Annotated in this window: 11 protein-coding genes and 2 tRNA genes; 4 read left to right on the forward strand and 9 right to left on the reverse strand. The window is 70.5% G+C overall.

The window, feature by feature from the left end; genetic code table 11:
• Positions 1-94: 94 nt before the first annotated feature.
• Together hisN and IO33_RS0111650 are read left to right on the forward strand one after the other, a co-directional pair.
• Positions 95-895, forward strand: coding sequence for a histidinol-phosphatase (gene hisN, locus IO33_RS0111645; protein ID WP_031163400.1), 801 nt, complete (start codon positions 95-97; stop codon positions 893-895).
• Between the two features lie 148 nt (positions 896-1,043).
• The gene (locus IO33_RS0111650) at positions 1,044-1,439 is read left to right on the forward strand and encodes a CBS domain-containing protein (RefSeq protein WP_031163403.1); all 396 of its coding nucleotides are present in this window, start codon (positions 1,044-1,046) and stop codon (positions 1,437-1,439) included.
• A 147-nt stretch (positions 1,440-1,586) separates the two neighbouring features.
• Here IO33_RS0111650 and IO33_RS0111655 read toward each other — a convergent pair whose 3' ends face one another.
• A complete protein-coding gene (locus tag IO33_RS0111655; protein WP_031163405.1) occupies positions 1,587-3,038 on the reverse strand; it encodes a catalase in 1,452 nt (483 codons plus the stop codon).
• A gap of 156 nt (positions 3,039-3,194) precedes the next feature.
• Between IO33_RS0111655 and IO33_RS0111660 the strand changes: the two genes are divergently transcribed.
• On the forward strand, positions 3,195-3,611 hold the full coding sequence (locus IO33_RS0111660; protein ID WP_031163408.1) for a Fur family transcriptional regulator: 417 nt from the start codon (positions 3,195-3,197) through the stop codon (positions 3,609-3,611).
• 124 nt (positions 3,612-3,735) lie between these two features.
• Here IO33_RS0111660 and IO33_RS0111665 read toward each other — a convergent pair.
• The 4 genes from IO33_RS0111665 to IO33_RS0111680 form a co-directional block, all read right to left on the reverse strand.
• Positions 3,736-3,809, reverse strand: a tRNA-Met gene (locus IO33_RS0111665).
• Between the two features lie 99 nt (positions 3,810-3,908).
• Positions 3,909-5,720, reverse strand: coding sequence for a tetratricopeptide repeat protein (locus IO33_RS0111670; RefSeq protein ID WP_209438845.1), 1,812 nt, complete (start codon positions 5,718-5,720; stop codon positions 3,909-3,911).
• A 204-nt stretch (positions 5,721-5,924) separates the two neighbouring features.
• Positions 5,925-5,998, reverse strand: a tRNA-Met gene (locus IO33_RS0111675).
• Positions 5,999-6,039: 41 nt separating this feature from the next.
• Positions 6,040-8,970, reverse strand: a complete 2,931-nt coding sequence (locus tag IO33_RS0111680; protein WP_107069303.1) for a UPF0182 family membrane protein — start codon at positions 8,968-8,970, stop codon at positions 6,040-6,042.
• A 163-nt stretch (positions 8,971-9,133) separates the two neighbouring features.
• On the opposite strand from IO33_RS0111680, the gene IO33_RS0111685 reads away from it, so the two are divergent.
• Entirely contained in the window at positions 9,134-9,676 is a 543-nt protein-coding gene (locus IO33_RS0111685; protein WP_031163414.1) for a PPA1309 family protein, read from the forward strand.
• Between the two features lie 72 nt (positions 9,677-9,748).
• Here IO33_RS0111685 and IO33_RS0111690 read toward each other — a convergent pair whose 3' ends face one another.
• From IO33_RS0111690 to IO33_RS0111705, 4 genes are all read right to left on the reverse strand, one after another.
• Entirely contained in the window at positions 9,749-10,843 is a 1,095-nt protein-coding gene (locus tag IO33_RS0111690) for a YlbL family protein (RefSeq protein WP_031163416.1), read from the reverse strand.
• A gap of 50 nt (positions 10,844-10,893) precedes the next feature.
• Positions 10,894-11,067 (reverse strand): hypothetical protein, encoded by a 174-nt coding sequence (locus tag IO33_RS51120; protein ID WP_167349445.1) that lies wholly within the window; start codon positions 11,065-11,067, stop codon positions 10,894-10,896.
• Between the two features lie 128 nt (positions 11,068-11,195).
• Positions 11,196-11,657 carry a molybdenum cofactor biosynthesis protein MoaE gene (locus IO33_RS0111700; protein WP_031163418.1) on the reverse strand — a complete coding sequence of 154 codons (462 nt, stop codon included), beginning with the start codon at positions 11,655-11,657 and terminating at the stop codon, positions 11,196-11,198.
• Between the two features lie 119 nt (positions 11,658-11,776).
• A complete protein-coding gene (locus IO33_RS0111705; protein WP_031163421.1) occupies positions 11,777-12,889 on the reverse strand; it encodes an SDR family oxidoreductase in 1,113 nt (370 codons plus the stop codon).
• Between the last annotated feature and the right edge of the window lie 52 nt (positions 12,890-12,941).

Here is a 12,941-nt window from a genome sequence, read left to right on the forward strand (position 1 = left end):
CGGCACCGCCGGGCATCCGGCCGCGGCACCGGCCGCCCCGACACCTCCCGGCCCTGCTGGCCCCGTACCGGCCGCGGCAGATACCGTGCCTTGCATGCCGGACTACCTGGACGACCTGCGCCTCGCCCACGTCCTCGCGGACGCCGCCGACGCCGCCACCATGGACCGCTTCAAGGCACTCGACCTGAAGGTGGAGACGAAGCCGGACATGACCCCGGTGAGCGAGGCGGACAAGGCGGCGGAAGAACTCATCCGCGGCCAGCTCCAGCGCGCCCGTCCGAGGGACGCGATCCTCGGCGAGGAGTACGGCATCGAGGGCACCGGCCCCCGCCGCTGGGTGATCGACCCGATCGACGGCACCAAGAACTACGTCCGCGGTGTCCCCGTCTGGGCGACGCTCATCTCCCTGATGGAAGCGGGCGAGGAGGGCTACCAGCCGGTCGTGGGCGTCGTCTCCGCCCCCGCGCTGAACCGCCGCTGGTGGGCCGCGAAGGGCCATGGCGCCTTCACCGGCCGCAGCCTGACCTCCGCCAGCCGCATCCACGTCTCCCGGGTCGGCACGCTCGCGGACGCGTCCTTCGCGTACTCCTCCCTCTCCGGCTGGGAGGAGCGGGGCCACCTGGAGGGCTTCCTGGACCTGACCCGGGAGGTGTGGCGCACGCGCGCGTACGGCGACTTCTGGCCCTACATGATGGTCGCCGAGGGGTCCGTGGACATCTGCGCGGAGCCCGAGCTGTCGCTGTGGGACATGGCCGCCAACGCGATCATCGTCACGGAGGCGGGCGGCTCCTTCTCCGGCCTCGACGGCCGCCCGGGCCCGCACAGCGGGAACGCGGCCGCGTCCAACGGGCTGCTGCACCACGAGTTGCTGGGGTATCTCAACCGGCGCCAGTGAGACACAGGAGGAACCCGCACACGCCCCCAACTGGCGTCGCGCGCCCTCTTGTTGACCCCTCCTTTACCTGGCACTCTGAAGCCACCCCCACTTGTGAATTTGTGAATCCCTACACAATCGCAGGGATTCCTAGGAGGTGGCCCCTTCCATGCTCGTCCGAGACGCCATGAGCACGGTGATCCTCACCGTCGGCCCCGCCCACACGCTCCGCCAGGCAGCCGCCCTGATGTCCGCCCGCCGCGTCGGCGCCGCCGTCGTCCTCGACCCGGACGCCGGCGGCATCGGCATCCTCACCGAACGCGACATCCTCAACTCCGTCGGCCTCGGCCAGAACCCAGACACGGAACGCACCCACGCCCACACCACCACCGACGTCGTCTTCGCCGCCCCGACCTGGACCCTGGAGCAGGCCGCCCGCACCATGGCGCACGGCGGCTTCCGGCACCTGGTCGTCCTCGACCGCGGCGAGGTCGCCGGCATCGTCTCGGTCCGCGACATCATCCGCTGCTGGGCCCCGGCCCGCGAACCCGCGGCGGCGCTCTGAGCACGTCCGGACACGTACGCACAGCAGCACACCACAGCAGCACACGCACAGCGGCACGCGCCGAGCGCGCTCCGAGCACGCGGAACGGGCCGGACCCCGAGCACCGTGGGGTCCGGCCCGCCCAGCAGCACGGGCCGTGCCGCCGGCTCAGCCGCGCAGCGCCTGCACCGCCGCTTCCAGCCGCTTGCCGAAGTCGGCGTCGGCGTTGCGGAAGTTGCCGATCGCGCGCTCGGCGATGTCCTCGCGCGAGACCTTGGCGATGAAGCCCGCCAGGTTCGCGACCAGCCGCTCCTTCTCCTGCTCCGACATCAGCCGGTAGAGGGCGCCCGCCTGCACGAAGTCGTCGTCCTCGGCGTGTACCGGCGTCGGGTGGTTGCCGGTGGAGCCGTCGACGGAGGTGGGCTGCCACAGGGCGCGCCCGGTCTGCTGCGGCCCGCCGAAGCTGTTCGGCTCGTAGTTCTTCGCCCCGCCGTGCCGTCCGTCGTACAGGAAGCCGTCACGGGAGTTGGTGCGCGCCTCGGTGGCGTGCGGGCGGTTCACCGGCAGGTGGTCGGCGTTGATGCCGACGCGGTAGCGGTGCGCGTCGCCGTACGCGAACAGGCGACCCTGGAGCATCTTGTCCGGCGAGGGACCGATACCCGGCACGAAGTGGGCGGGACTGAAGACCGACTGCTCGACCTCGGCGAAGACGTTCTGCGGGTTGCGGTTCAGCTCCAGCCTGCCGATCTCGATGACCGGGTAGTCCGCGTGCGGCCACACCTTGGTCAGGTCGAACGGGTTGAAGCGGTACGTCGCCGCGTCGGCCGCCGGCATGATCTGCACACCCACGGTCCAGCTGGGGAACTCGCCCCGCTCGATCGCCTCGCGCAGGTCGCGCTGGTGCGAGTCGGGGTCCTTGCCCGCGAGCACCTCGGCCTCTTCCGCCGTGAGGTTCCTGATCCCCTGGTCGGTCTTGAAGTGGTACTTGACCCAGAAGGCCTCACCGGCCGCGTTGTTCCACTGGAAGGTGTGCGAGCCGAAGCCGTCCATGTGCCGGTACGAGGCCGGGATGCCACGGTCGCCGAACAGCCAGGTCACCTGGTGCGTGGACTCCGGCGACAGCGACCAGAAGTCCCATACGTTGTCGGCCTCGGTGCTGCCGGTGTAGGGGTCGCGCTTCTGGGTGTGGATGAAGTCCGGGAACTTGATCGCGTCCCGGATGAAGAACACCGGGGTGTTGTTGCCGACGAGGTCGTAGTTGCCCTCCTCGGTGTAGAACTTCAGCGCGAATCCACGCGGGTCACGGACGGCGTCCGCCGCACCCAGGTTGCCGGCCACCGTCGAGAAGCGCAGGAAGACCTCGGTCTCCTTGCCGACCTCGGAGAGGAAGGCGGCGCGGGTGTACGGCGTGACGTCAGCGGTCACCGTGAAGGTGCCGTACGCACCCGCGCCGCGCGCGTGGACGACCCGCTCGGGGATGCGCTCCCGGTTGAAGTGGGCCAGCTTCTCCAGCAGCAGCTGGTCCTGGACCAGGACCGGCCCGCCGACGCCCGCCGTCTCGCTGTTCTGGTTGTCGGCGACCGGAGCACCGGCCTCCGTGGTGAGCGGTCCCTGCGTCACGTGCGCCTCCTGCGTCATCGCTGACTAGTCCTGTCCCAGTCCTGTCCTGTGGCCAAAGCCGTCCCCGATCCTACATTGGACTAGATCTAAGTCAAACAATGTTCCAAAGTCACACCTATTCCCGAGCTGGTACGTCTTCCTGTTAGGCTGGTGGCCATGAGCGACCTTCTGGAACGGCTGCGTGGACGCGGATGGCGGATGACCGCGCAGCGGCGCGTCGTGGCCGAGGTCCTCGACGGCGATCATGTGCATCTGACGGCCGACGAGGTCCATGCTCGTGCTGTCGCGAAGCTGCCCGAGATCTCCCGGGCCACCGTCTACAACACGCTGGGCGAGCTGGTCTCCCTCGGCGAGGTACTGGAAGTCACGACGGACAAGCGCGCCAAGCGCTACGACCCGAACGCGCACCGGCCGCACCATCACCTGGTCTGCGCCCTGTGCGGCGCGATCCGTGACGTCCACCCCACGGGCAACCCGCTCGCCGACCTGCCCGACACGGAGCGGTTCGGCTTCACCGTGTCGGACGTCGAGGTGACGTACCGCGGGCTGTGCCCGGAGTGCGCGAAGGCGTAACGCGCCACTTCTCCCCGAAAGCCCCGGCATCCGCCGGGGCTTCTTCGTATCCCCGTGCCCCTTCGTGGGGCACAAACGACCGAGGGCCGGAACCCATTTCTGGATTCCGACCCTCGGCCTTCAGTAGCGGGGACAGGATTTGAACCTGCGACCTCTGGGTTATGAGCCCAGCGAGCTACCGAGCTGCTCCACCCCGCGTCGGTGAACACGACATTACGCGGAAGAAGCAGACGGAAGCAAATCCATGGGGGGCACAGTGGCCGGGGTCACTTCCGCGCGGCCCCTGGCGGGTGCCGATCAAGCGGACAGCTCCTCACGCAGGGCGTCCCTCAGCCGCCCCGCCCGCTCCGAGACCTCCGCCGGCCCCAGCGCGACCGCCCGGTCCGCCCACTTCTGCCCCTCCGCCAGCTCGCCCCGACGCGCGTAGACCAGAGCCAGCCGCAGCGCCGCCCGGCCGTGCCCCGCGTCCGCCGCCCGCGTCCACCACACCGCCGCCTCCGGCTCGCTTCCCTCCCGCGCCAGCAGCAGCCCCAGATTGAAGGCGCCGTTGCGCGACCCGGCCTCCGCCGCCGCCCGGTACCACCGGGCCGCCTCGACCACGTCTCCCCGTGCCGCCGCGAGCATGCCGACCCGAACCTGGGCCCGCCGGTGCCCCTGGGCCGCCGCCCGCTCGTACCACTCCTCGCACTCGGTCTTCTCGTGCACGATCTCGCCCAGCTCATGCGCCGGCTCCGGCGGCCGGCGCGCGTCGAGCAGCGTGGCCAGCCGGTACGCCGCCTCCGCGCTGCCCGCGCCCGCCGCGCACCGCAGGTGCCGCTCGGCCTCCTGCTCGTCGCCCTCGCGCAGCCGGGCGATGCCGACCTGGAGTGCCGCCTCGGTGTGCCCGGCGGCGGCGGCCCGCTCGTACCAGCGCAGCGCCATCGTGTCCGCCCCGCGCCCGGCGTAGAGGATCCCGAGGTTGAACGCGGCGTCCACGCTGCCGGCCTCGGCGGCCTTGGAGAACCACGGCTCGGCACCGGTGGTGTCACCGCCCTGGAGCAGCAGGATGGCGAGCGCGTTGGCGGCCTCCCGGTGCCCGGCGTAGGCGGCCCGCCGGTACCACTGCTCGGCCTGGGCGGTGCGTCCCTGCTCGGCGCAGAGCAGCCCGAGGTTGTAGGCGCCGTTGTCGTCACCGGCGTCCAGCGCCGCCCGGTACCACCGTTCGGCGGTCTGGGTCTCGCCCCGCTCGGCGTGCAGCGCGCCGAGCGCGTTGGCCGCGTTGCCGTCGCCGTCCTGGGCTGCGCGCAGCCACCACACGGCCGCGCTCTCGGTGTCCCCTGCGTCGCGCAGCAGGAAGCCCAGCGCGCAGGCGGCCCGGGGCTCGCCGTCCTTGGCCGAGGTCAGGTACCAGCGCCCGGCCTCCTTCAGTTCGCCGCGCTTCTCCAGGATCGCGCCGAGGTGCAGCGCGGCGCGGCGGTGGCCGCGCGCGGCGGCCTGCCGGTACCACTGCTCGGCCTCCGCGACAGCGTTGTCAGCGCCGTCCTCCTCCCCGTGCCCGGCCCCGCGGTCGAGGACGCGGGCGAGCCGGTAGGCGGCCTCCCGGTGCCCGCGCTCGGCCGCGGCCCGCATCCAGTGTTCGGCGCCGACGTCCCCGCGGTGCTCCAGCAGGTCGGCGAGCGCGTAGGCGCCGAGGGCATGACCCTGCTCGGCGGACTGGCGCAGCCAGTACTCGGCGGCGGGCTCGTCCCCGCGCTCACGGTGATGACGGCCCAGCGCGTGCGCGGCGGCGGCGGACCCGGCGACGGCGGCGACACGCCACCAGCCGGCGGCCTCCTCGGGGTAGCCGCGCTGATGCAGCAGGACGCCCAGGTTGTTGGCGGCGGCCCGGTCGCCGGCCGCGGTGGCGGCCCGCAGGTGGGGTTCGGCTCCGTCGAGGTCGCCACGGCGCAGCAGCATGGCTCCGAGGACGCTCGCCGCCTCGGCGTCACCGCTCTGCGCGGCCAGCCCGAGGCGTACTTCCTCCGCGGCGTCCCCCATGTCGCTCAACTCGTCACGGGACGGCTCTTCACCGGAAGACTGCACAAATCGCCCTGACTCGAACAGAGTTGCCTTGTCCCCCATAACGTCCATCGTCGCACCACCTGCAACCTGGGTACACCCGGTATACCGCAGCCCGTGAGGTCACTTCAGCGTTTTGTCGACATGCCCACAGGGAGACAAGTCAAACACACACCGCTCAACTCCCCACGGCGGCGCGGCCGTCCCTCCCCCCAGTACATGAGTTCGCACACCACGAAGGCCCGGATCCCTTGGGATCCGGGCCTTCGCCTGCAGTAGCGGGGACAGGATTTGAACCTGCGACCTCTGGGTTATGAGCCCAGCGAGCTACCGAGCTGCTCCACCCCGCGCCGTTGCCCTGTAACCGTACCACGGCGCGGAGGGGGCTTGATCAACTCTTGGTCCCGCCGCCGTTCTTGCCGTCGCCGTTCTTGTCGCCGCCGTTCTTGCCACTGCCGGACCGGCCGGCCTTGGCCTCCGCCTCCTGTGCCCGCTTCAGTGCGTCCTTCAGGTCCTTCTGGGCCTTGTCGTACGCGGTCCAGTCCGGCCCGTCCGCCTTCTGCAGGGCCTTCTGCCCGGCGTCGTAGGCCTTCTGGGCTTCGTCGAGGGCCTGCTGGACGTTCGGGTTGGCGGACGTGGGCGGGTTGGTGGTGCCGGTGTCCGGTGGGGTGGTCGAACCGGCCACCCCGAACACGGCGTCGAGGGCCTCGTCCAGGGTGTCCTTGAAGGCGGTCTTGCCGCCGTAGGTGACCAGAACCTTCCTCAGCAACGGGTACTTCAGCGAACCGCCGCGGACGTAGACCGGCTCCACGTACAGCAGTCCGTCGTCGAGCGGCACCGTCAGCAGATTGCCGTACTCGACCTTCGAGTGCCCGCGGCTGAGCAGGCTGATGGTCTCGGCGATGTCCGATTCGGAATTGAACTTGCTCTGCACCTGTTTGGGTCCGTCGACCGTGGTGCTGGTCGGCAGCTTCAGCACTCTGATCCTGCCGTAGTCACTGGTGCGCGGATCGGAGTCGACGGCCATGAACGCGCTGAGGTTGTCCCGCCCGTTCGGCGTGTACGTCGACGTCAGCGAGAACGCCTCCTGGCTCTGGTCGGGCATCTTCATGCTCAGGTAGTACGGCGGCACCGCGCTGCCCGAGTCGTTGGCCGGGTCGTCGGGGACCTGCCAGACCTCGCTGCCGGTGAGGAACGTCTGCGCGTCCGTCACGTGGTACCGCGTGAGCAGCTCGCGCTGGACCTTGAACAGGTCCTGCGGATAGCGCAGATGGGCCATCAGGTCCGCGGAGATGGCGGTGCGCGGCTGCACCGTACCGGGGAAGGCCCTCATCCAGGTCTTCAGCACCGGGTCCTGGGTGTCCCACTGGTACAGCTTGACGTCGCCGGTGTACGCGTCGACGGTCGCCTTCACCGAGTTGCGGATGTAGTTGACCTGGTTCTGCTGGGCCACCACGGTGCGCGAGTTGTTGGTGGCGGTCAGCGAGTCGGCCGTGGTGTCACCGAGGGTCGTACGGGAGGAGTACGGGTAGCCGTTCGACGTCGTGTACGCGTCGACGATCCACTGGATACGGCCGTTGACGACGGCCGGGTAGGCGTCGCCGTCGATGGTCAGCCAGGGGGCGACCGCCTCGACGCGCTCCTTGGGCGTGCGGTTGTACAGGATCCGCGAGCCCTTGCCGATCGCGCCCGAGTAGAGGATCTGCGGCTCGTTGAACGCCACCGCGTACGCGGCCCGGTTGAGCGGGTTGTCGAGGTTGACCCCGCTCTTTCCGGTGTAGCTGGTGGTCTTCTCCCCCTTGTCGTCGGAGTAGTCGACCTCCTTCTGGGGTCCGCCGACGATGGAGTAGGTGGTGGTCTTCTCGCCGTAGTAGATGCGCTGGTCGTACCGGGGCAGGTCGCCCTTGGACGGCAGGTCCTTCTCGGTGAAGACCGGCTGGCCGTCGGCGGCCTCGGTGCCCTTGGCGGCGACCACGCCGTAGCCGTGCGTGTAGCGGAAGTGGTCGTTGATCCAGTTGTTCTTCGGGACGCCGTCCAGGTTCAGCTCGCGCAGGCCGATGACCGTGTCCTGGTCCTTGCCGTCCTTGGTGGGGTACCGGTCGACGTCGAGGTTGGTGGGGAAGCCGTAGTAGTTGCGGATCTGCTGGAGCTGCTGGAACGTCGGCGAGACGACGTTCGGGTCCATGATGCGGATGCTGGCGGCGTCACCGACCTTGGCGCGCAGCGTGGACTTGTCCGGGGTGCTGGACTTGCCCGGGTACTCGCTGACCTTGGTGGCGTCGATGCCGTACGCCTCGCGGGTCGCCTTGAGGTTCTTCTGGACGTACGGGGCTTCCTTGGCCTGCTCGTTGGGCTGGACCTGGAACTTCTGCACGATCGCCGGGTACAGCCCGCCGATCAGGATCGCCGAGAGGACCATCAGGCCGAAGCCGATGACCGGCAGCTGCCAGGTGCGCCGCCACAGCGTGGCGAAGAAGAGCAGCGCGCAGATGACGGCGATGCAGAAGAGGATCGTCTTCGCCGGGAGATAGGCGTTGGCGTCGACGTAGCGCAGGCCGGCCCAGTCATCGGTGGCCTTGAAGTCGCTGGACTTGACGGCCAGGCCGTACCGGTCGAGCCAGTAGGCGACCGCCTTCAGGGCGACGAAGACGCCGAGCAGCACCGACAGATGTCCGGTCGCGGCGGCGGTGGCGCGTGCGCCGGGGCTGGTGACGCGCAGCCCGCCGTACAGGTAGTGCGTGAGCGCGGCGGCGATCAGGCACAGGATGGCGGTGGCGAAGCCGAAGCCGAGCAGGAAGCGGTACCAGGGCAGGTCGAAGGTGTAGAAGGAGACGTCGAGGTGGAACTGGGGGTCCTTCTGGTGGAAGGGCACGCCGTTGACCCACAGCAGCCAGGTCCGCCACTGGCCGGCCGCGGAGGCGCCGGCGATCAGCCCGACGAGCGCGGTGACGGCGAGCAGCAGCCACTTCTTGTACGGCGCGACGCCCATCCGGTAGCGGTCGAGGCTCTGCTGCTCCATGGACATGGCACTCAGCGGGGGGCGCAGCCGGTGCGCCAGCCAGATGTTGACCCCCACCGCGACCGCCATCAGCAGACCGAAGACGAAGAAGAGGCCGATCTTGGTCCAGAGCGTGGTCGTGAACACGGACGAGTAGTGCACCGACCGGTACCACAGCCAGTCCGTCCAGAAGCCCGCGAACATGGTGAACGCCATGCCGAGCACGGCCAGGACGCCCAGTGTCATGAGCAGGGTCCTCGCCCGCCGGGACGGGCGGCCCGCTCTGATCCGTGGTCCCGTCGGGCCTCCGCCGCGGTCCGGCATCTGGAAAGCCAAGGTGCGCACCTCGAAGTCGCTGTCGATCCGTCAGGCCCTCGTGTTCGCGGACCCTCGGTTGCCCCCCGTGATCGCGGGCCAACACCTATGCAACTTACTCACGCGCTGCTCGGTTCCCGATTCCGGTGAGGAACGAGGCAGGATTGTGACCATGTCCAACACTCCCATGGCGGCGAGCCCGCTCACCCGGGCCGTACTCGAGATCGACGAGTACGTCTCCGGCCTCGGCTGGGACCAGCCCGCCCGCCTCTTCGCCCTTGTCGACACCGCACGGCTGCGGACCCAGGAACCCGCGCTGGCGGCCCAGCTGGGCCTTGAGGACGCGTCCGCCCCCACCGGTCTCACCCCGATCGAGCAGGACGAGATCCCGTCCGGCAAGCCGCTGGACGAATTCCTCGGCACCATCGCCTGGCCCGACGCCGTGACCGGCTGCGCGCTGTCGGTGGAGCGCCTGATGCTGCCGCCGTCCGCCGAGGCGCAGGTCCCGAAGAACCTCAGCGAGGCGAAGCTGGCCAAGTGGGTGGCCGAGCACCCCGAGCGTCAGGAGGTGCGGATGACCGTCGCGGTGCTGCGCGACGGGGGCCGTGAGTCGGCTCTGCGACTGCGCGAGAAGGACTCCCCGACGGAGGTCCTGACGGGCCCGGACCTGGTGCCCGGACTGGCGGAGGCCCTGGCGGCGACGTTCGCGGACTGATCCCGCCCGGCGCGGTACGGCGATGGGGGCGCCCCTGCGTCGGGGGGCGCCCCCAGCCGTGTCATGACCGGCTCAGCTCTTGGCGCAGGTGGGCAGCGCCCCGGTGTTCCCGCTGCGGATGTCCTTGAGCGCGTCGAGCGCGTCCCCGATCGTCTTGACCTTCACCAGCCTGAGCCCGCTCGGGGTGTCCTTGGCGGCGGCCGCGCAGTTGTCGGCCGGGGTCAGGAAGTACTGGGCGCCCTTGTCGCGCGCGCCGACGGTCTTCATGTCGATGCCGCCGATCGGCCCGACGGTGCCGTTGTCGTCGATGGTGCCGGTGCCGGCGACGAACTTGCCGCCGGTCAGGCTGCCCGGGGTCAGCTTGTCGTAGATGCCGAGGGCGAACATCAGGCCGGCGCTCGGCCCGCCGACGTCGGCGAGCTTGATGTCGATGGTGAACGGGAAGGTGTGGTCGGTCCCGGCGGAGATCCCGACGATGGCCCGCTTGGCGCCGCTGTCGTCGGAGGTGGCCGTGGTGATCGTGACGTCCTGGGTCTTCGTCGCCGTCCGGTGCGCCTTCTCGGCGGCCGCCTGCTCCTTGACGGGGACGACGGTGAACACGACCTTCTGCCCGGGCTTGTGCCTGGTGACGAGCTTGGCGACGTCGGAGGGCTGCTTCACGGCCGTACCGTCGACGGCCTTGATCACGTCACCGGCGTGCAGCCTGCCCTCGGCCGGCGAGCCCTTGACGACGGTGGAGACGATCACCCAGGACTTCACGGGAACGCCCAGCTCCTTCAGGGCGGCGACCTTGGCGCTCTCCTGGGACTGGCTGAACTCCTCGGCGTTCTCCTGGGTGGACTGCTCCTCGGTCTTGCCGTCCGGGTAGAGCGTGTCGTGCGGCACGATCTTGCTGTCGCGCGCCAGCCAGCCGTAGACCGCCTCCACCAGGTTCATCCGGAAGTCCGCGCTGGTCACCCGGACCGTCGTCATGTTCAGGTGGCCGTCGGTGCGGTACGTCCGGTGCCCGGTGATCTGCAGCACCGGCTCGCCGTCGTGGTCCCCCAGCGTGTTCACGGTCGGGCCGGGAGACATCTCCGAGTACGGCACGGGGATGAGCACTCCCGCGCACAGGAGCGCGATCAGCATCAGGGTGGAGGCGAGCATCGTCGCGGTGCGGCGTGGCATGCCACGACAGTACGGGACGGCTGTGTCAGCGGGCCGTCAGGGCACCCCCGTCAGGCGCCGCCGGCTCCCGTGTGGGACTTCTCCATGGCCTCGCGGAACCGGGCGTAGCCGTCCAGTTCGGGGCCGTCACCGCGCACCTTGCGGGTGCGGTTGGCCCAACTGCCCCACAGGCCGCCACCGATCCCGGCCACGAGCGGAATCAGCAGCCAGACAAGCGCCCCCATGCCGGCCTCCCAACGCCGTGAGCGTCCGCAACTGACTGATCAGCAGATTAACCATCCGCACTGACAACGCTCACGCGAGGGGGCCGGTTACGCAACCTGGGGGGCGCAGATGCCCCGAGTGACGCACGTCAGCAGGCGCCGACCCACTCTTCCGTCCCATCGGAGAACGTCTGGTGCTTCCAGATGGGCACCTCGTGCTTGAGGTCGTCGATCAGCTTGCGGCAGGCGTCGAAGGCCTCGGCCCGGTGCGGACAGGCCACGCCGACCACGACGGCGAGATCTCCGACCCGCAGGTCCCCCACGCGGTGCACGGCGGCCAGCGCCCGCACCGGATACTCGGCCACGACCTTCTCGGCGATCCGCCGCATCTCGGCCTCGGCACTGGGGTGGCAGGAGTACCCGAGGGCGTCCACGTCGGTGCCCCCGTCGTGGTTGCGCACGGTCCCCACGAACAGCGCGACACCCCCGGCCGCGTCGTCCCCGACGGCCTGGAAGACCTCGTCCACGGAGAGCGCGGTCTCCCGGACGCCGATCAGCTTGATGGGATCCTGCGCCGCCTGCTCACCGGGGTGCTCGTTCGCGTGTGCCATGCCTCCCATCGTGCCGCACCCCCGTGACACGGGGAAATACGAGATTCACCAGGCACGCGCGGGGGGCGTCTTGGATGCTTGTACGACGCGGCCCCGCACTCCTGCGCCCCGGGCGCCCCTCACAGGCGCCGCCGGGCCTTGCGGGCCCGCCGGACCACCGCGGCGGCGCCCAGCAGGGCCACCGTGGCTCCCGCGGCACCCGCGGCCGTGGCGTCCTTGCGCCCGAGCCGCCGCCCGGCGACCGTGTGCCGTCCGGAGACCTCCTCCAGCAGCTCCGCGAGGACCTCCTCGTTGGTCCACCGCGGCCGCCACCCGGCGTCGTGCAACCGGCTCCCGCTGACCACCCAGGGGTACATCGTGTACGCCAGGTCCCCCGCCGGGGACGGCGTGAGCCCGATCCGGTGCAGCCGGGCCGCCGCGCCCAGCGCGACCGCCGACGGCAGCTCCATCCGCCGGATCCCGCTGAGCTCCTCGACCTCCTCCTGCTCCAGCCACCCGTCGCAGCCGACGGCCAGTTCCCCGTCGACCTTCTCCAGGACGGCGTACTCCAGAGCGCCGCACAGGTCCTCGACGTGGCAGAACTGCCAGGCGGGCCGCGACCCGGCGACGACGAGCAGCCGCGGCGACTCGAAGTACCGGGTCAGCGCCGTGTCCGTGCCCCCGACCAGCACCGCGGGCCGTACGACGGTGACGTTCAAGCCCGGATGCGCCCGCGGCGCCCGCCGCGCCAGCCGCTCGATCTCCAGCAGGTCCCCCACGCCCGTGGCCTCGGCGGTCGCACGCAGCTCGGCGTCCTCCGACAGGGGCAGCTCGTTGTCCGGCAGCGCGCCGTAGACCATGGCCGAGGTGCACAGCACGACCCGGTGCACGCCAGCCGCCGCGGCGGCCGTCAGGACGGTCTGTGTCCCCCGGACGTTGTAAGCGGTGCGCGCCGCCGGATCGGTCTCCAGATCGAGGTCGAGCGCGAGGTGGACGACCACGTCGGCGCCCCGCAGCTTGTCCGCGATGGCGGGGTCGCGCACGTCGAGGATGTGCCACACGGCGGCGGCGCACTCCCCGCGCCGCTCGTCGATGGCGATGACCTGCTTGATCTCCTCGGAGGCGGCGAGCCGCTCGGTGAGCAGGGCGCCGACGCCGCCGGCGGCGCCGGTGACCGCGACGACGGGGCCGCGGACGGCGGAAGGGGTTGAGGGGTTTCGCGCTGCGCGAACCTGTGGATCTGGGGAACTCACCGGGCGTCTCCAGCGGTTGTCTTCAGTACGAGCGCGACTGACGCGTACGTAC

The organism is Streptomyces durhamensis, from assembly GCF_000725475.1.
GTDB lineage: Bacteria > Actinomycetota > Actinomycetes > Streptomycetales > Streptomycetaceae > Streptomyces > Streptomyces filipinensis.